This is a genomic window from Martelella sp. AMO21009 (assembly GCF_053484295.1).
Window position 1 is genome coordinate 133425 of sequence record NZ_JBAKFR010000001.1, and the last position, 19052, is coordinate 152476.

Genomic DNA, 19052 nt, shown 5'->3' on the forward strand with positions numbered 1-19052 from the left:
AACCGTCTCAGCGCCACTCGCGGCCGATATAGATGGCGAGCAGGATGATGAAACCCTTGATCACGTCCTGAAGGTAGGGATTGATGCCCATCAGGTTCAGGCCGTTGTTGAGGATGCCGAGAAGCACCGCGCCAATCAGCGTGCCGAGCACCAGCCCGCGCCCGCCGGCAATCGCGGTTCCGCCGAGCACGACGGCGGCGATCGCGTCGAGTTCGAAGCCGACGCCGGCATTGGGCTGGCCGGACATCAGCCGCCCGGTCAGCACCACCGCCGCAAGCGCCGCCGTCAGACCGGAAATCACATAGACGGCAGATTTCACATACTGCGTTTTCACGCCTGACAGCCTCGCCGCCGTCTCGTTGCCGCCGATGGCATAGACATGGCGACCGAAGGGCGTGCGCTGCAGCAGCACCCAGGCGAGGGCGTAGATAATGAACATCAGGATGACGGGGACTGGCACATTGCCGATCCGGCCGATGCCGAACCACGCGATCCAGGAGGGCAGGCCGCTGATCGGATAACCGCCGGAATAGATCAGGCCAAGACCGCGTGCGATGCCCATCGTGGCAAGCGTCACGATGATCGCCGGCATCTTTCCCCAGGCGACCAGAACGCCGTTGAAGGTGCCGAGGCCAATGCCGACGCTGAGACCGGCCAGAAGTCCCACCCAGCCGGGCATGCCCATATTGACCATCAGGCCCGCGGCGATGGTTCCGGCAAGCGCCATCACCGCGCCGACGGAGAGATCGATGCCGCCGGTCAGGATGACGAAGGTCATGCCCACCGCCAGAATGCCGACGATCGAAACCTGCCTCAGCACGTTGAAGATGTTCGACACGCTGAAGAAATTGTCGCTGGCGATCCCCATCAGGATCGAAACGACGATCAGCCCCGCGAGCGGCAAAAGAAGCGGTGAATGAAGCAGCGCCCCCCAGTTTCTTTCGTTGGCCTTGTCGTCCGCTTCGGCCGCATTGGCATTTGCATCATGCGACATTTTGAACCCTCCCGGTGGTTGCATGCTTCATTATTTCTTCCGAATTGATGCTCTCGCCCTCAACGGTGGCGACGATGCCGCCCTGGCGGAAGACGCAGACCCGGTCGGACATGCCGACGATTTCGGGAAGCTCCGACGAGATCATGATGATGGAATAGCCCTTGGCCGAAAATTCCCGCATCAGCTGGTAGATCTCGGCCTTGGCGCCGACATCGATGCCGCGCGTCGGCTCGTCGAAGATCAGCACCTTCATGTCGTGGTTCAGCCAGCGGGCGATCACCACCTTCTGCTGGTTGCCGCCCGAAAGCGTGTCGACCCGGGCGCGCGGGCCCTGCGACTTGACGCGGACCTGATCCATCGCTGCCTGCGTGGAGAGCATTTCCTTCTTCATGTCGATGAAGAAGCGGGCCGCGCGGTATTTGCGGTAATTGTTGAGCGAGATGTTCTGCACGATCGAAAAGCTGGTGATCAGCCCCTCGGTCTTGCGGCTTTCCGGCAAAAGCCCGATGCCGCGCGCCAGACCGTCGGCGGGAGAGGAAAGACGCGTCTCCACGCCATCGATCATCATCCTGCAGCGGCTTGCCGGATGGGCGCCGAGCATGGCGAGCGCCGTTTCCGTGCGGCCGGAGCCGACAAGGCCGGCAAAGCCCAGGATCTCGCCCTCGCGCAGTTCGAACTTGGACACCGGGCCGCCCTTGCGCAACTGAAGCTCCTTGACCTCCAGCCGCATGGCGGCATCCGGTTTCGGCTCGGGCTTTGCCGGAAAGCTGTTTTCGATGCGCCGCCCGACCATCATTTCCACAAGCCGGTCGTGATCGACATCGGCCACGCGGCAGGCGGCGACGAAGTCGCCGTCGCGCAGCACGGTGATGCGGTCGCAGATCTCGAAAATCTCCTCGAGATGGTGTGAGATGAACACCACCGCGACGCCCCGGCCGCGCAATTCGCGCATCACCTTGAACAGGTGCTCGACCTCCGATGGCGTCAGCGTTGCCGTCGGCTCGTCCAGAACCAGGATTCGCGCGTTGAGCGACAGCGCCTTGGCGATTTCGACGAATTGCTGTTCGGCCACCGAAAGCCTGCCGACGGGCACGTCGAGCGGAAGATCGACATCGAGCTGGCGCAGGATCGCGCGCGCCCGCTCATGCATGGCCTTTCGGTCGAGCAGGCCGAAGCGGTTGCTGATCTCGCGGGCGAGAAACATGTTCTCGACGGCGGTCAGATAGGGAATGAGACTGAATTCCTGGAAGACGATGCCGATGCCGGCATCGATCGCCTCGTCGTAATCGGCGAAATGGCGTTCCTTGCCGTCAACGCGGATGGTGCCCTCGCTCGGCCGGAAAATGCCGGAGACGATCTTCATCAGCGTCGATTTTCCGGCGCCGTTCTCGCCCAGAAGCGCATGGATTTCACCCGCCTCGACATGAAGGTCCACGCCATGCAGGACCTCGATCTTCCCGAAGCTTTTCTTGATCCCGTTCAATTCCAGCATGATCTTTTCCCGCGCACGGAAGAGGAAGCCCGCCCCCGGTTCAAAAAAGAACGCGGGGGCGGCCTGGAGGAGACGTTACCAGCTGAAGTCGGCAGCGTTCTCGCTGTCGACCACGCGCACGTCGATCGGAACCTCTGCCGGCACGACGCGGGCGCCCCACTTCTGGGCGAGCGCCATGGCGAGGCCGACGCGCACCTGATCGCGCGGGAACTGAGCCGTGGTTTCGATGAAGGGCGTGCCGTCGCTGATGGCCTTTACCGCTTCCGGCGCGCCATCGACCGAAGTCAGCTTGATGTCCTTGCCGGAGCCCTGGATGGCCGCCAGTGCGCCCATCGCGCCGCCGTCATTGACGGAGAAGATGCCGGCGAGATCGGGGTGCGACTGGATCATGTTTTCGACCACGCCCAGCGCCACCGAACGGTCCTGTCGGCCGTTCTGGACGTCGACCAGCTCGATCCCGTCGAATTCCTCAAGCGCTGCCTTGCAGCCTTCGACGCGCTGAAGGATCGGGATCACCGGAATGCCATCGAGGATCGCCACCTCGCCCGAACCGCCGAGCGCTTCGCCGAGATATTTGCACGACTGGTAGCCGGCATCGCGGTTCTTGGAGCCGACGAACGTATCGACGGGGCCAGCGGCATTGGCATCCACGGCAACCACGATCACGCCCTGCTGCTTGGCCATGTTGACGGCGGATTCGACGCCGGCGCTGTCGGTCGGGTTGAGCAGAAGAATGTCGATGTTCTGCTGCAGCATGTCCTCGACATCGGAAATCTGCTTGGCGACGTCATGGCCGGCATCGGTAACGATCACCTCGGCGCCGAGGCTTGCGGCCGCTTCATCCAGCGCTTCCTTCATCGAGACGAAATAGGGGTTGTTCATCTCCTGAAAGGTCATGCCGATCTTCATGCCGCCATCCTGGGCCAGGGCCGGCAAAGCCGTCGTTGCGGCAAGGGCTGCAACGGACAGTGTCTTCGTCAGAATATTCATATCAAGTCCTCCCATTGGTGCGGGCAGGCAAAGGCCTCCCGTTTCCGGACAACACCATGTCGCCCGAATTGCTGAATTCCGGTGATTTCGTCTGGGCTCAGTCCGCCATGGCCAGAGCCCCGTTGGCCGCAAAAGTCGTCCTGAATTGCGAGGGCGACATGCCCTTGAACTTCAGGAAGTGGCGATTGAAGTTGGACAGGTTCGAAAACCCGACCTCGTAGCAGATCTCTGCCACCTTGATCTCCTCGGAATCAAGAAGAAGCCGGCAGGCGAGATCGATCCGAAGCTGGTTCTTGTAGCGCACCAGCGTCGTGCCCGTATGGCGCTTGAAGGCCCGTGAAAATGCGCTCGTGCTCTGCCCGACAAGTTCGGCAAGTTCGCTCTCGTCCACCGGTTCCGTCAGGTGTTCGCGCAGATAGGCGATGGCACGATTGACCCCGCGGGAATCGATATCGGAAAGGTCGAGCTCGTAGCTGAGGCTTGCCAGCACTTCCGGATCCTCGGACTCGGCGAGAATGTCGAGAATCTGCCAGAACAGCGACAGGCGTTGCATGCCGCGCGCCTCGATCAGCCGCTCAAGCAGCGGCCGCACGGCCCGGCTCGTGGCATCGTCGAACAGCAGGCCGCGATGGCTGCGCTCCAGAAGCGGGCGGATCGCCTGCATCTCTGGCATTGCCGCGCAGGCGTCCTCAATGAACTTTTCGGGAAACTGGATGATCAGAGAGCGTAGCGGGACGGTTTCGTCGTGCTCGATATCGCTGATCCAGTTCTGCGGCAGGTTGGGGCCGGTCATGATCAACTGGCCGGGACCGAAATCCCCGATGAAGTCGCCGATATAGAACTTGCCCGAGGTATCAACGACAAGATGAATTTCGTATTCGGGATGATAGTGCCAGCGCACCGTGCGGAACGGGTAGCCATGCTTCCATGCCGCGAAGGATTCACCCTTGCGAATATGAACAAGCTCCAGATCCGGTTGCATCCTCTGATCCTCCCTCGCCGGCGATAGTCGGGCGGCGTTTGTCGTGGCTCCCTCCACGGCATCAATGTTGGAGAAACACTACGCTGCAGCCGTGGTTCGTCTCAACATCACCACGGAAAATTTACTGATACTTTTTTGACCGGGAATTCGTCGAAATTGACAGGGCGGCGTTTGTGAGCGCGCCTGAGGCTGCCGCAATGCAGAAGTCTCATATCGCAACGCAGCGTAAAATGGTCGGGTTTTCGGGCTAAATTGAGGAAAATGCTGCGAAATACGTCTGATTGCCAATTGTCAATCAGGAAGGCGCGTAGTCGATAAGCACCATTTAGCGCTTATACTTTTCTTGCAGTTTTGAGGGTGTAAAACGGTTTTTCATCAGAACAGGGGCCACTTGGCACCCAAGCCGGTCCCGCCAGGACGCGGGACCGGCCAATGGCGGATCAGTCCGGCATCACGATCTGGAGTTTGACGTCGGTTTCGCGGGCCTCGGCGGCGCGATCGAAGGCGGCGATGCTCTCGGCAAAGGGCAGGGTATCGGAGATCAGAGGCTTCAGGTCGACCTTGCCCGAGGCGATCAATGCGATCGCGCGGTCATAGACATTGGCGTAGCGGAATACCGTCTCGACGCGAAGCTCCTTGGCCTGCAGGCCGACGATATCGACGGGGACGGGCTCAACCGGCATGCCGACCAGCACGACCGCGCCGCCGGGGCGGGCGAGCTTGTCGACGCCGAGGATCGCGGGGGCAGCGCCCGAGCATTCGAAGACCACATCCGCGCCCCAGCCATGGGTGGCTTCGGCCACGGCCTCGGCGGCGGGACGGTTGCGGATATTGACCGTCTCGATACCGTCATAAGCGCCGATGATGTCGAGCTTCGGCTGGGCCAGATCGGCGACAATCACCTTGGCGCAACCGCCGGCCAGCGCCGCCAGCGCCACCATCATGCCGATCGGGCCGGCCCCCGTGACGACGGCGATATCGCCGGGCTGGATGCGGGCGCGCAATGCGGCCTGCATGCCGATCGCGAACGGCTCGACCATCGCGCCCTCGGCGAAGCTGACTGTATCGGGTAGCTTGTAGGTGAAGGCTGCGGGGTGAATCACTTCCGGCGTGAGGCAGCCATGGATCGGCGGCGTTGCCCAGAACCTGACGGCGGGATCGACATTGTAGATGCCGAGCTTGGACGCGCGCGAGGTGAAATCCGGGATGCCCGGCTCCATGCAGACCCGGTCTCCCGCCTTCAGATGCGTGACCTCGGACCCGGTCTCGATCACGGTGCCGGAGGCCTCATGGCCGAGGATCATCGGTTCGCGCACCACGAAATGGCCGATCTTGCCGTGGGTATAGTAGTGAACATCGGAGCCGCAGATGCCGATCGTGTGGGTCTTGATCCGCACATCCTGCGGGCCCAGCGCTGTGTCTACCTCGAAGTCGCGCAGCGAAAGTTCGCCTTTCTTCTCCAAGACCAGTGCTTCCATGTCATGCCTCCCTTAATCGATACAATCAGAGCCGTTTTGGCCTGCGATTGCTCTTTGGCTAGTCCTTTTGAAACCGGCGCGTAAACAAAAAAACGCGTTTCTGTGCCGACAATTTTCACGGCGGTGAAAAAAGTATCAGGGTCGCTTGTCTGGCGTACCAACTGAGGTCGCAGCGGCTTCATCCCGGTGTTATCGGTCAGGCCTTACCGGCGCGGTCGAGGCCCGCTCGACAAGCCAGCAGGCGAGCTCCACGCGTCGCGCCGGCAGGCGGGTGACGCCGAGATCATCGAGCAGAAGGCTGAGGGCGGCGGAGCCGATATGACGCATCGGGATATGCATCGTTGTCAGCGGCGGGTCGGAAAAGCCCGACAGCGGCAGGTCGTCCATGCCGACCACGGAAAAATCCTCCGGCACGCTATAGCCGGCCTGCTGGATGGCGAGCATCGCGCCGTAGGCGAGGCTGTCGCCGGCAGTCAGCACGGCCGTGAAATCGGCGCCGCGACTTTCCAGCCGTTCAGCGATCGCGCGGCTTGCAAGTTCCGGCAGCCAGTCCTCGACTGTCACCACCATGTCGTCGATATCCTCGATGCCGCGGGCGCGCAGCGCATCGCGCCAGCCTTCGAAGCGGCGCTCGATCGTCCGCCGGCCGGGATGCATCAGGAACAGGATACGGCGGTGGCCGAGATCGAGAAGGTGGTCGGCGGCGAGCCGTGCTGCGGAGCGGTTGCAGGGCGTCACGCTGGAGTGGCGCATGGCCGGATCGTCGCCGTTGATCAGCACGATAGGCTTGGAAAAACCGCCCGAGCGGGTAAGCACCTGCGCATCATCCAGCGTCAGGAACAGGCAGCCGGCGACGGAGGCGTCCGCTTCGCCCTCGGCCAAAAGCTGCGCCTCATCCTCGGGGGTCGCGACCGCGCGGGTAACCAGTTCGATGCCGAGCGCCTCGGCCCGTTCGTTAAGGCCGTCGAGAACGTGGTAGGTGAACTGGTTGCGCTGGTGGTCGATCATCGCAACGCTCGATGTCGCGAGGATAATACGGCGGCCGGCGGCCGATGTCGGGTTGACATAGCCGAGCGCGAGCGCGGTCTCGACGATCTTCGCCCGCAACTCGTCCTTCACCCCGCCGGTGCCCGCAAGCGCCCGCGATGCGGTCGATACCGATACCCCGCAATTGCGGGCGATTTCCTCCAGCCGGACCCGTCGGTTCGGCTTGCCGCGCTTGCCGTGAATCGTTAATGCCTCCTGTTTGCTCCAAAACTGCAAAAAATTTGCAAATTGCGCAACAGCTTTTTGTGTGGAACAGTTTGTTCGGAGGAATGAATGGGAGGAAACATGCCGATAACGGCCGATCAGATTTCCGACAGCTTGTCGGCGCTGGTGCGCGGGATGACGGGACTGCGCCATGACGGGCGCTTCGATGAGCCCAATCTCGACGGCACGCCGGGCGATTATGTCAGCTTCGACAGTTGGGAATGGCCGCAGGGCGTCGGGCTTTATGGCCTGCAGCGACTGTGGCGGCACACGGGCGATGCGGCGCATCTGAAGATCCTCGAAGACTGGTACGACCGCCGCATCGAGGCGGGCCTTCCGAAGATGAACGTCAATACCACCGCGCCGATGCTGGCGCTCAGCGAAATCTGGCGGCGCGAACGTCAGCCGCGATACGAGGCGGTGTTGCGCGACTGGGCCGAGCGGGTGGTTACCGAGATGCCGCGAACGCCGGAAGGCGGCTTCCAGCACGACGTTTCCGACAAGATCAACGACAATGAGCTGTGGGACGATACGCTGTTCATGGTCGCGCTTTTCCTCGCCTCCTATGGGCAGGCCTCGGGCGAACGACGTTTTGTCGATGAGGCGGAGCGCCAGTTTCTGGTTCATGCCCGCTATCTCGCCGATCCGAAATCCGGGCTCTGGTATCACGGCTGGACCTTTGCCGGCCGGCACAATTTCGCCCGCGCGCTCTGGGGCCGGGGTAATGCCTGGATCACGGTCGGCATTCTCGAGCTGATCGAACTCTGCGATCTGTCGCCTGCGGTCGAGGCCTATCTTCTCGGCGTGCTTCAGACCCAGATCGAGGCGCTGCTGAAGTACCAGACGCCGTCGGGCGCATGGACCACGCTGGTCGACGACCCGTCATCCTATGAGGAAATCTCGGCGACGGCCGGCTTCGGCTTCGGGCTGATGAAGGCCGCCCGCATGGGCCTCGGGCCCAAGGGCTGCGAGAAGGCGGGGCTGCGGGCGCTCGATGCGGTCATGGCCAATATCAGCGATGACGGCGTGGTCTCGAACGTCTCCTATGGCACCCGCATGGGCCATGATCTTCAGTTTTACCGCGATATTCCGGTGCAGCCGACGGGCTATGGACAGGCGCTTGCGATCCTGTGCCTTGCCGAAGGCCTGCATCACAGCAATGAAAGGATGAGCACAGCATGCTGAAAACGCTTTATGGCGCTTCGCCTGCCGATATCGATGGCATGAACACGGCGCGGCTGCGCGACGAATTCATGGTGGAAGGCCTGTTCACGCCCGGCGAAATCCGCTTCGCCTACACCCATGTCGACCGCATGATCGTCGGCGGCGCGGTGCCAACCTCTGGCGCGCTCTCCTTCGGCGACGGAGCCGAGGTTGGCACCGAGGCGTTTTTCGACGCCCGCGAAATGGGCATCGCCAATCTCGGCGGCCCGGGCGCGATCACGGTCGATGGCGCGCGCCATGAACTCGACAACCGCGATATTCTCTATATCGGCCGGGGCGCGAAGAGCGTGAGCCTGGAAAGCACCGATGCCAGCAAACCGGCGCGGTTCTACATGAACTCTGTCCCCGCCGGCGCGGACATTCCGCATCGCCTGATCAAGCGGGCCGAGTCCAAGCCGCTGGTGATGGGCGACGCGGCGAAATCCAACAAGCGCGAACTGCGCATGTATATCCATCCGGAGGTCGCGCCCTCCTGCCTGCTTTTGATGGGCATCACCGACCCCGCGCCGGGCAGTATCTGGAACACCATGCCGCCCCATCTCCACGAGCGGCGCATGGAGGCCTATTGCTACTTCGATCTCGATGACGAGGACCGCGTCTTCCACTTTATGGGCCGTCCCGACAATACCCGCCATCTTGTCGTCGCCAATGGCGATATCGTGATCTCGCCGGCATGGTCGATCCATATGGGCGCGGGCACCGGGCCCTATGCCTTTGTCTGGGGCATGACCGGCGAAAATCAGGCCTATACCGATGTCGATCCGGTTGCGATCAGGGAGCTCAGATGAATTCGGCATTGAACCAGACGGACAAGACGCTACGGCGTCCGCTGCAGGCGGGCGCGCCGATCGTCTACTGGCGGCTTTCGGCGACGGAGGAGGCGCGCTACGACGTGCCCGACCAGCCGATGCAGGGGGAAATGGACCCCTTCTTCTTTCTGACCAAGCACAAGAACTTCATCCCGCACGAATATCCCTGCCGGACGATCTTTGCCGCCGAGCGGCGCGGAAAGCGGCCCGCGATCGGCGAGACACGCCCGAAGCTTACCCGCACCTGGCTGCCCTTCGGCTCGCCGCGCGTGGATCTCTCGGGCTTCTGGTTCCGCGCAACCGAGCTCAAGACCTTCGCCGAAACCACGATCCGCGCCGCATCTGCCGGCGAAGCCCGGCTGGCGCTGCGCACCTGCGGCGGCGCGGTGCTGTTCGTCAACGGCCGCGAAGTCGGCTTCATGGCGCCGTATGGCCGCAATCTCGAGACGATCGAGGAATTCACGGTTCAGCTCGAGGCCGGCGACAATGTCATCGGCATCGTCTTCGACGATCTCGCCGAGCGCGATGCGCGCTACTATTTCCAGCTCGATTATCTGTCCGGCCCGGTGGTCGAGCATGCCTTGCCGATCCCGGTCGAGGCTCCCGTCGCCGACGCGATGGAAGCAATGCTCGCCTCCATGCATTTCGAGAAGCCGGTCTATGGCGAGGGTGAGGTGGCTCTGGTCGCCGATACCGGCCTGCCGGTCGATGTCACGGCGAAGGTGGTGATCGAGGGCGACTTCATGTCGATCGAGAAGCCGCTGAGCTTCGAACAAATGCTTGCGGCCGGATCGGTCCGGCTGGCGGTTGCCGATACCGCAGAGCTGCCCGCCGATTTCCGCCATTTCAAGGTGACGCTGGCGCGCGGCGATTATGCCGTTTCGCGCGTCTTCGGCGTCGAACTCTGCCATGTGGCGCGTCAGGGCAAGGCTCCGGAAGGTCTGACCGACCGCATTGCCGAAGCGCTCGGCGAAGTCGCAAACCATGCCGAGGGTGATACGGTGCGCGCGCTCGCTCGCCTCGCGACCGGCATGGCCGGCAATGAGTCCGATGCGATGATCGAAAGCGCGCTGCCGGCGATCGAGGATTGCCATGACTGCGCCGATTTCATCCTCGTGCCGCTGCTCTGGTGCCGCGCCGCCTATGGCGATGATATCGGGGCCACGGTCCGCGACCGTGTCGATGCCGCTATCCTCAACTATCGCTACTGGATGGATGAGCCCGGCAATGACGTGCAGTGGTATTTCTCGGAAAACCACGCGCTGTTGTTTCACACGGCCGCCTATCTGGCGGGGCATATGATGCCTGAGGCTCGGTTCGTGCGCTCGCAGCGGACGGGCGCTGAACAGTCGGCAATCGGAGCCGCGCGGGTGCGCGCCTGGCTCGATCACTTCGAGAAGTGGGAAATGGCGGAGTTCAACTCCGCGCCCTATTTCCCGATCGACCTGAAGGGCCTGTGCGCGCTTTATGCGCTGGCGCCCGACCGTGACATTGCCGAGCGCGCGGGCAAGGCCATCATCCGGCTTGTCGAAATCCTCGCCCGCTCGGCCCATCACGGCGTCATGACCGGCGCGCAGGGCCGGTCCTATGAACATACGCTCCGGGCCTCGCGGACGCTTGAGCTTTCCGGCATTGCGCGGATGATCTGGGGGCGCGGCAATTACGGCATGCGTTTCCACGCCCTGCCGCAGCTGGCGCTCTGCCTGCGCGATCACGGTTTGCATATACCGGAAGAGCTTGCCGCCATCGCCTCGGTTTCCGGCAGCGAAGGGCATGAATGGACTTTTGCCCAGGGGCAGGACCGGTTCGCGCGGCTCTATCACTACAAGACCGCGTCCTACGCGCTTGGCACCGCCGCTGCCTATCGCTGGAACCAGTGGGGCTATCAGGAAACGGTGCTGCATCTGCGCCTCGGCGACAATCCGGATGCGACCATCTGGATCAACCATCCGGGCGAGGTGCTGCATTCTGGCTATGGGCGGCCGTCCTATTGGGGCGGATCGGGCACGCTGCCGCGCGTTCACCAGTATCGCGGCCTTGCGATCGCACGTTTCGAATGCGCCGAAGAGCAGCCGGATTTCACTCATTGCTGGTTCCCGCAATCCGTCTTCGACGAGACCCGCATCGGCCGCGATACGGCGCTGGCGGTGAGCGGCGGCGGCTGCGTGCTGCTGAAGGTCGATGCCGGGCTGGCGCTCGTCGCGACCGGACCGACGGCGGGCAACGAACTGCGCGCGCCCGGCCGCAAAGCGACATGGATCGTGCGCATGGCCGAGCGCGACAAGGCAAACGAGATTGAGAAGGATTTTGCAACCCTCCGTCTTGTGGAAGAGGCCAATGGCGATATTCTGGTCGACGATCCTGAATATGGCAGGGTCCGCTTCGGAGCCGATGGCTCCGTCGAGGCGGAGGGACGCAGGCTCGACCCGGCACAATGGACGATCGCGGGCGCGGCGCGGACGTTCCGGGATTAAGGTTTTGCCGGAGGGCAGGGAGAGCCCTCTGGAGACGCCTGCCGTGGGGTGGGCAACAAATGCCGATGATCGGCAAGGGCGAAGGCCCGGTTAAGAGGAGGAAAATGATATGAAAAATGCTGTCAGCATTCTGTCCATCGTCGCGGCGGGGTTCATGGCCTCGACATCGGCGTTCGCGGGCGATGTGCGCATCATGTGGTATTCGGACGGCGTCGAGGGCGAGGTCATGCAGGACCTTATCGACCGTTTCCAGAAGGACAATCCGGATATCAACGTCACGCTCGACAACGTTGCCTACAAAGTGATCCAGGAACAGCTCCCGATCCAGCTCGAAGCCGGCCAGGGCCCCGATATCGCTCGCGTCACCGATCTCAAGGCGCTGGCCAATCACTGGCTTGACCTTCGCCCCTATCTGTCCGACCCGGCATATTGGGAGGAGAATTTCGGCGCGCAGGCCGACTGGATGCGCCCCGATGGTTCCGATGCCATTACCGGCTTCATGACCCAGCTCACGCTCACCGGCGGCTTCGCCAACAAGACGCTGTTCGAGCAGGCGGGCGTCGATCTGCCGGGCGACAAGGCCACCTGGGATGACTGGGTCAATGCCTCGGCCGAAGTCGCCAAGAGCCAGCAGACGGCGGCGGCCTTCGCCATCGACCGTTCCGGCCACCGTATTTCCGGCCCGAACGTCTCCTACGGCGCAAACTATATCGGCCCCGATGGCATGCCTGCCCCGGTCGATGAGGGCACCAAGACCTTCGGAACCAAGCTCGTCAACTGGACCAATGACGGGTTGATGCTGAAGGATACCTGGGTATCGGCCGCAGGCTCCACCTATCGCGCGGCTGCCGACGATTTCATCAACGCCCAGATCCCGTTCTACTATTCGGGAAGCTGGCAGGTCGCCAACCTCTCCACCAAGATCGGCGATGCCTTTGACTGGGTGGCGATCGGTTCGCCCTGCGGCACGGTCGGTTGCTCTGGCCTCAAGGGCGGCGCAGCACTCGTCGGCATCAAATACACCAAGAACCCGGAAGACGTCGCCAAGGTCATGGAATATCTGGCGAGCCCGGAGATCGTGAAGGAGTTCTCCGAGCGCACCCTGTTCCTGCCCGCGCACAAGGGCGTGGTTGCCGAAGGCGGCCTGAACTGGGATACCGACGACAAGAATGTCGGCCCGGCGCTCGATGCCTTCGTGAAGTCCTCCGCGGAAACGCTGCCCGCCGCCGATGCGCTGCCGGCATGGAAGTGGGCGTCGGCCTATTACGGCGCGCTCGTCACCCGCATCAGCCAGGTGATGGCCGGTGAACTGACACTCGACGAAGCCTGGACGCGTATCGACCAGGATATCGCCGACAAGGTTCAGCAGTAGGCTAGCGCGGAAAAGTGGCGAACCTGTCCGACATAAAGCGCATGACCGGCTCCGTGATTACGGCGCCGGTCATGTGGCTGGCCGCGTTTTTGAACCCGCCGCTCAAGGTCTGGCAACGGGCCACGGGCACCGGCGGCATGGCGGCGTTCTTCCTGGCGCCGAACATGGCGATTTTTGGCGTGTTCGTGCTGATCCCGCTGGTCATGAACTTCTTCTATTCGATGACCTCCGGCTCGGCCTATTTTCTGGCCGACCGGACCTTTGTCGGCCTTGAGCAGTATGGCCGGCTTCTCGATTGCGGAAATTATCTCGATCCCGGCACCTGCCGCGAGGACCTGTTCTGGAAGGCGGCGCAGAACACCGCGATCTTCGTGTTCTTCCAGGTCTCGCTGATGACGCTGACGGCGATGATCACCGCGCTGATCCTCAACCGCAAGATCGCGGGCAGGGGCTTCTGGCGGGCGGTGTTCTTCTTCCCCGTGCTGCTGTCGCCCGTGGTCGTCGGCCTGATCTGGCGCTGGATCCTGCAGCGTCAGGGCCTGCTCAACTATGTTCTCTACACATTCGGCGCCGATACCCATGACTGGCTAACCGAGCGTCTGCCGGCCTTCACGGCGGCGGTCTCTGTTTCGGTCTGGGCGCATATGGGCTTCTTCACGCTGATCCTGCTCGCCGGTCTTCAGGCGATCCCGCGCGATCTCTATGAGGCCGCCGAAATGGACGGCACCAAACCGGCGCGCGTCTTCTGGCGCATCACGCTGCCGCTGCTGATGCCCAACCTTCTGGTGGTCATCGTGCTGTCGCTGATCCGCGCCGTGCAGATATTTGATGAGGTCTACGTCCTGACCGGCGGCGGTCCGGGCACCTCCACCATGTATCTGACGCAATATATCTACGAGGTCGGCTTTGCCTCGCTGCTGCGCAATCCGGGCCTTGCCGCTGCTGCCTCGATCATGATGGGGCTGGTGCTGGTGGTTCTCACGCTGGTGCAGCTCGGCCTTGGGCGGCGCAACGAACAGAAGGGAGCGCGCGAATGAGTGCCGTTTCGAAGTTCCTGTTCCGCCGGCGCGGCGGCGATGGCTGGCACTGGACCGATATCGTCACCTGGGTCTGGCTCATCGGCGGTCTGATCATCATGTTCGGCCCGGCGCTGTGGCTGGTGTTTTCCTCGTTCAAATCGCCGGCGCAGCTTGCCGAGTTCCCGCCCACCATCCTGCCTTATGTCAGCCAGCAGGCGGAGGTCGAGGGCTATGACAAGCCGCTCAACCTTTATGATGTGACGCTGCCGGACGGCTCGACCAGGGTGCTCGCCGAGGTGCGGCGCATCGGCATCGTTGCGCAGATGGTCGATCCCGCCGATCCCGGCGAGATCATCAAGGTCAATATCGCCGAGCGTACGCCGGTGCGCGAGATCGGCTTTGCCACGGAGAACTACGTTACCCCGCTGGAGAGCAATGACTTCCTGCTCTATCTGCGCAATTCCGTGTTCGTGACCCTGATGGCGACGCTGATCACGCTGATCACCAATTCGATGGCGGCCTTCGCGCTGTCGAAATACAAGTTCCGGGGCCGCGACGCCGTGCTGATGCTGATCGTCGGCACGCTGATGGTGCCGCTTTCGGTGCTGCTGGTGCCGCTCTACTCCGTCGTCAGCGCCGTCGGGCTCTACAATTCGCTGTGGGGCGTGATCCTGCCGACGGTGGCGACGCCCACGGGCGTGTTCCTGCTGCGCCAGTACATGCTGACGATCCCCGATGAACTGCTGGATGCCGCGCGCATGGACAACGCCTCGGAATGGCAGATCTACTGGCGCATCGTGCTGCCGCTGGCGGCCCCGGCGCTGGCGGTGCTCGCGATCTTCTCGGTCGTCTGGCGCTGGAACGACTTCCTCTGGCCTTTGGTCGTGCTCTCCTCGAAGGAGGTCTACACGCTTCAGGTCGGGCTCAACACCTATGCCGGCGAGCTGAACGTTCAGTGGCATTACATTCTGGCGATGACGGTGGTGACCATGATCCCGGTCGTGCTGGTCTTCGTCTTCCTGCAACGCTTCATCACCTCCGGCATCGCCGGTTCCGGACTGAAATAGGGTGCCATCATGGGACAGATAACGCTGAACAAGGTTGATCGGGCTTATGGCAAACTCAAGGTCCTGCACGATATCAATCTCGATATTCCCGATGGCGAATTCACGGTTCTGGTGGGCCCATCGGGCTGCGGGAAATCGACGCTGCTGCGCCTGATCGCCGGTCTCGACAAGCCCACGTCGGGCGAGATCATCATCGACGGCAAGGACGTGACAAAGGCGTCGGCCGCCGATCGCGGCCTTGCCATGGTGTTCCAGTCCTATGCGCTCTATCCGCATATGACGGTGCGCCAGAACCTCGCCTTCGGGCTGGAAAACATCCACATGCCGAAGCCTGAGATCGAGAGTCGCATCCAGGAGGCCGCGCGCATGCTGGAGATCGGGCCCTATCTCGACCGCCGGCCCGGCCAGCTTTCGGGCGGGCAGAAGCAGCGCGTTGCCATTGGCCGGGCGGTGGTGCGCAACCCGACGGCCTTCCTGCTCGACGAGCCGCTTTCCAACCTCGATGCCGAACTGCGCATCACCATGCGCGCCGAGCTTTCGGGCCTGCACGAACGGCTGACGACCACCATGGTCTACGTCACCCACGACCAGGTGGAGGCGATGACGCTGGCCGACCGGATCGTGGTGATGCGGGCCGGCAGGATCGAGCAGATCGGCAAGCCGCTGGACCTGTTCCACCGGCCGGCGAACCTGTTTGTCGCCGGCTTCATCGGCGCGCCGCGCATGAATCTCGTCCCGGTTACCGTCACATCGGTCGAAGCCGATGCTGTCCATGTCGAGGGTCCCGGCGGGCTTGTGGCGCGGATTGCCTGCGTGGATAGCGGGTTGAAGCCCGGCGAGAGCGCGACGCTTGGGGTCCGCCCGCATGATTTCTCCGAGGGCGGCGAAGATGCGATCGAGGCGGAGGTCACGCTGATCGAGGCGCTCGGGCCGGAAACCGTCGTTCATGCGAACACCGATGGCGGGCAGAAACTGGTCGCCGTGTTCGGCGGCGGCGCTGTCGATCCCGAGGCGACCCATGTCTCGCTGCGCTTCGATCCCGAGCGGGTGCACCTCTTCAACAGCGACGAGCAGCGGGTGAACTGAAACGGCGCGTGTTTCAGTCTGATCCGTCTTCACCGGGCAAGGCGAGATGACGGTCGAAAAAGGAAAATACCGCCGCGCGCATGGCCGGCGTTTCCACGTGGCCGGCTTCGGGTTCTCGGACGAGAACCAGCCGGTCCGCAGCCCCCGCCTCTTCATAAGCGCGGCGGGTCTGCGCGAAAGCTGTCTCGAAGGGAGCCGGCGGGGTCAGTGGATCGAGATCGCCGATGCCGATGAGCTGCGGGCGCGGGGCGATCAGCCCGGCGATCTCGCCATTGCCAGCAAGCGTGAGAAGGCGGGGGACGGTGAGATAGATGCCGTGGAGGTCGATATTGCCGGCAGTGATCAGCGCAGCATAATCGGCATAGGCGCAGAGATGCGCGCTCGCTGCGATGCGCGGCTCAGTGGCCGCCAGCCAGTAGCTGAAGGTCGCGCCCATGGAGATGCCGAAAACGCCGATCCTGTCGGCGATGATATCGGGGCGGGCCGCCAGCCATTGAAAGGCGGCAGCCTGCTCGCCGAGCATCTGCCCGGCAAGGCTTTGGCCGTGCCACAGCGCCGCCTTGGCGCGGGCGCTTTCGCCGGGACTGGAGCGCGCGCCAAAGGACGGCAGCTCGACCATCAGCACCGCAAAACCCCGGCGCGCGAATTCCGGGCCGAGCGGCGAGAGCAGCGCCTTGCGCCCGGAAAGAAGCTCGTCCGCGCCGATATCATAGGCATTGCCATGGGCATGAATATAGAGGATCGCCGGAACCGGCGCGTCGCCCGGCGGGCGCAGCAGAAAGCCGCGCACATTCTCACCGTTTGCGGTGGCGAAGGTAAGCCGTTCCAACCGCATACCGTCGTGATCGATGCCGACGCATTCGGTGAGCGTCAGCGGATGCGCACCGATCTCGAACTTTTCACGCAAGGCCTGTCTTAGTGCCATCACTTACCCGGAGAGCCGACCATGAGTATCGAAGCCTATCTTAAACACCAGTTCAGCCTCGAAGGCCAGCGCGCGCTGGTTACCGGCGGGGCGAGCGGCATCGGCCAGGCGATTGCCGTCGCTTTGGCCGAAGCCGGGGCCGATGTGGCGATCACCGTGCACTCCAATCCGGGCGATGAGACCGCCCGGCTTGTGGGCGAGGCCGGCCGCGCCTTTGCCCGTGTCCCCGCCGATCTCGGCGCGGTTGACGCCGCCGGCGCGGAAAAACTTTTGGAGGCGGCCGCCCAAGGCCTCGGCGGCGATATCTCGATCCTCGTCAACAATGCCGGCACGATCCGGCGCGGCGATGCCGTCGAGCATGCGGAGAGCGACTGGCGGGCGGTGCTTTCGGCCAATCTCGACGCCGTCTGGTTCCTGTCGCAGGCCGCGGCAAGGCGTATGCAGGCGGCGGGATCGGGACGGATCATCATGACCGCTTCGCTGCTGTCGTTTCAGGGTGGCATCCGCGTGCCGGGCTACACCGCCTCCAAGCACGGCGTCGCCGGGCTGACCAAGGCGCTCGCCAATGAACTCGCCCCTCACGGGGTCACCGTCAACGCGATCGCGCCCGGCTATATCGCCACGGCCAATACCAAGGCGTTGCGCGACGACCCGGACCGTTCTCGCCAAATCCTCGAGCGCATTCCGGCCGGGCGTTGGGGAAAGCCGGAGGATATCGCCGGCGCGGCGCTGTTCCTCGCCTCACCTGCCGCCGCCTATGTGAACGGCCACATTCTGGCGGTCGATGGCGGCTGGCTGGCGCGCTGAGCTCGCGCCGTCAGCCGCTTTCGCCTTCCACCAGCGTCATCGGCCAGATCCGGCGGCTGACGATATCGGGGTAGAACTCGCGATAGGCAGGCATTGAGCCGAGCAGCGTTTCCGCAAGGGCGATGCCAAGATCGCGCAGCGACAGGTCGAATGAGGTGAGGCTTGGCGACAGAAACTTCGCCTGAGGGCTGTGCCGGCCGATGATGGCGAGATCCTTGCCAGGCGTCAGGCCGACTTCCGACAGCCCCCGGTAAAGCCCCATGACGGTTGCCTCGTTGACGAGCACGATCGCTGTCGGCGGTTCCGCGCATGCCTTGATGTCCCTGGCGATCCGGTATCCGCCATCCTCGTTGGGCGGCCCCTTGAAAATATAGGCGTCGGGCAGGGAGAGGCCGTGATGCGCGAGCGTCTCGCGGATCCGGTCGATGAAGATATAGGCGAGATTGTAGTCCCCGTGCGGCCAGATGATGCCGATGCGGCGGTGCCCGCTCGCGACGAGGCGGTTGACCGCCGTTTCCGCCATGCCTTCAAAGTCGAGGTCGATCCAGGGCTGGCCGACATCGGTCAGGCTGCGGCCGAGCGGTATGAAGGGTATCTTGCGCCGCGCCAGAAGCTCGAAGCGGGGATCGTGCCGCCGCGTGCCGGACAGGATGATGGCGTCGGCGAAGCCGCGCGCGACGATGCGGTCGAGATAGGCGTCCGGCTCTTCGCTGGAGGAGCAGAGCAGGGTCACGAGATCGAGCTGGTGACGCGACAGCACGCTTTGCACGCCATCGAACACGCTGGTGAAGAACAGATCGCCATAGCGGGTGGATTCGGTATCGGTCTCCATCATGAAGCCGACAATGCCGGTCTTGCCCTGGCGCAGCGCGCGTCCCGCCTGATTGGCGACATAGCCCAGCTTTTCGGCCGCTTCAAGGACGCGGCGACGGGTGTCCGCATTGACGTCGGGCTTGCCGTTCAAGGCGCGCGACACCGTGCCGATTGAAATATTGAGATGATCGGCGAGCTGGCGAATGCCGGCCATCGGCTTTTCTCCACGATTCTTTTCGTAAACGATTACGGAAAATCTATTGACATAT

Annotated in this window: 16 protein-coding genes; 8 read left to right on the forward strand and 8 right to left on the reverse strand. The window is 63.2% G+C overall.

Annotated features, from left to right (window positions below; translation table 11 throughout):
• Positions 1–7: 7 nt before the first annotated feature.
• The 6 genes from V6766_RS00610 to V6766_RS00635 all read right to left on the reverse strand — a co-directional run bounded on the left by V6766_RS00610 (position 8) and on the right by V6766_RS00635 (position 7199).
• Positions 8–994, reverse strand: coding sequence for an ABC transporter permease (locus V6766_RS00610; RefSeq protein ID WP_448462607.1), 987 nt, complete (start codon positions 992–994; stop codon positions 8–10).
• Entirely contained in the window at positions 984–2486 is a 1503-nt protein-coding gene (locus tag V6766_RS00615) for a sugar ABC transporter ATP-binding protein (RefSeq protein WP_448462609.1), read from the reverse strand. Before V6766_RS00615 ends, V6766_RS00610 begins: the two co-directional genes overlap by 11 nt.
• Positions 2487–2561: 75 nt before the next feature.
• Complete coding sequence (locus V6766_RS00620) at positions 2562–3476, reverse strand: ABC transporter substrate-binding protein (protein WP_448462611.1); 915 nt, start codon at positions 3474–3476, stop codon at positions 2562–2564.
• Positions 3477–3573: 97 nt separating this feature from the next.
• Complete coding sequence (locus V6766_RS00625; RefSeq protein WP_448462613.1) at positions 3574–4458, reverse strand: helix-turn-helix domain-containing protein; 885 nt, start codon at positions 4456–4458, stop codon at positions 3574–3576.
• Positions 4459–4898: 440 nt separating this feature from the next.
• Entirely contained in the window at positions 4899–5936 is a 1038-nt protein-coding gene (locus tag V6766_RS00630; protein WP_448462615.1) for an NAD(P)-dependent alcohol dehydrogenase, read from the reverse strand.
• Between the two features lie 189 nt (positions 5937–6125).
• On the reverse strand, positions 6126–7199 hold the full coding sequence (locus tag V6766_RS00635; RefSeq protein WP_448462617.1) for a LacI family DNA-binding transcriptional regulator: 1074 nt from the start codon (positions 7197–7199) through the stop codon (positions 6126–6128).
• 69 nt (positions 7200–7268) lie between these two features.
• Here V6766_RS00635 and bglB point away from each other — a divergent pair, with 69 nt between their 5' ends.
• The 7 genes from bglB to V6766_RS00670 all read left to right on the forward strand — a co-directional run bounded on the left by bglB (position 7269) and on the right by V6766_RS00670 (position 16238).
• A complete protein-coding gene (gene bglB, locus V6766_RS00640; protein ID WP_448462619.1) occupies positions 7269–8372 on the forward strand; it encodes a beta-galactosidase BglB in 1104 nt (367 codons plus the stop codon).
• A complete protein-coding gene (gene kduI / locus V6766_RS00645; RefSeq protein ID WP_448462622.1) occupies positions 8366–9199 on the forward strand; it encodes a 5-dehydro-4-deoxy-D-glucuronate isomerase in 834 nt (277 codons plus the stop codon). Before bglB ends, kduI begins: the two co-directional genes overlap by 7 nt.
• Positions 9196–11694, forward strand: a complete 2499-nt coding sequence (locus V6766_RS00650) for a hypothetical protein (RefSeq protein ID WP_448462624.1) — start codon at positions 9196–9198, stop codon at positions 11692–11694. The genes kduI and V6766_RS00650 overlap by 4 nt, the downstream gene beginning before the upstream one ends.
• Before the next feature lie 109 nt (positions 11695–11803).
• Positions 11804–13066 carry an ABC transporter substrate-binding protein gene (locus tag V6766_RS00655; protein WP_448462626.1) on the forward strand — a complete coding sequence of 421 codons (1263 nt, stop codon included), beginning with the start codon at positions 11804–11806 and terminating at the stop codon, positions 13064–13066.
• Between the two features lie 71 nt (positions 13067–13137).
• Complete coding sequence (locus tag V6766_RS00660; protein WP_448463185.1) at positions 13138–14103, forward strand: carbohydrate ABC transporter permease; 966 nt, start codon at positions 13138–13140, stop codon at positions 14101–14103.
• Positions 14100–15152, forward strand: a complete 1053-nt coding sequence (locus tag V6766_RS00665) for a carbohydrate ABC transporter permease (protein ID WP_448462628.1) — start codon at positions 14100–14102, stop codon at positions 15150–15152. Before V6766_RS00660 ends, V6766_RS00665 begins: the two co-directional genes overlap by 4 nt.
• Before the next feature lie 9 nt (positions 15153–15161).
• Positions 15162–16238, forward strand: coding sequence for an ABC transporter ATP-binding protein (locus tag V6766_RS00670; protein ID WP_448462630.1), 1077 nt, complete (start codon positions 15162–15164; stop codon positions 16236–16238).
• A 13-nt stretch (positions 16239–16251) separates the two neighbouring features.
• Here V6766_RS00670 and V6766_RS00675 read toward each other — a convergent pair whose 3' ends face one another.
• Positions 16252–17163: an alpha/beta hydrolase family protein gene (locus tag V6766_RS00675; protein ID WP_448462632.1), complete on the reverse strand. Its 912-nt coding sequence runs from the start codon at positions 17161–17163 to the stop codon at positions 16252–16254.
• Positions 17164–17184: 21 nt separating this feature from the next.
• Between V6766_RS00675 and V6766_RS00680 the strand changes: the two genes are divergently transcribed.
• Entirely contained in the window at positions 17185–17970 is a 786-nt protein-coding gene (locus tag V6766_RS00680; protein ID WP_448462634.1) for an SDR family oxidoreductase, read from the forward strand.
• A 10-nt stretch (positions 17971–17980) separates the two neighbouring features.
• On the opposite strand, the gene V6766_RS00685 is transcribed toward V6766_RS00680, so the two are convergent.
• A complete protein-coding gene (locus tag V6766_RS00685; RefSeq protein ID WP_448462636.1) occupies positions 17981–18997 on the reverse strand; it encodes a LacI family DNA-binding transcriptional regulator in 1017 nt (338 codons plus the stop codon).
• Positions 18998–19052: the final 55 nt, after the last annotated feature.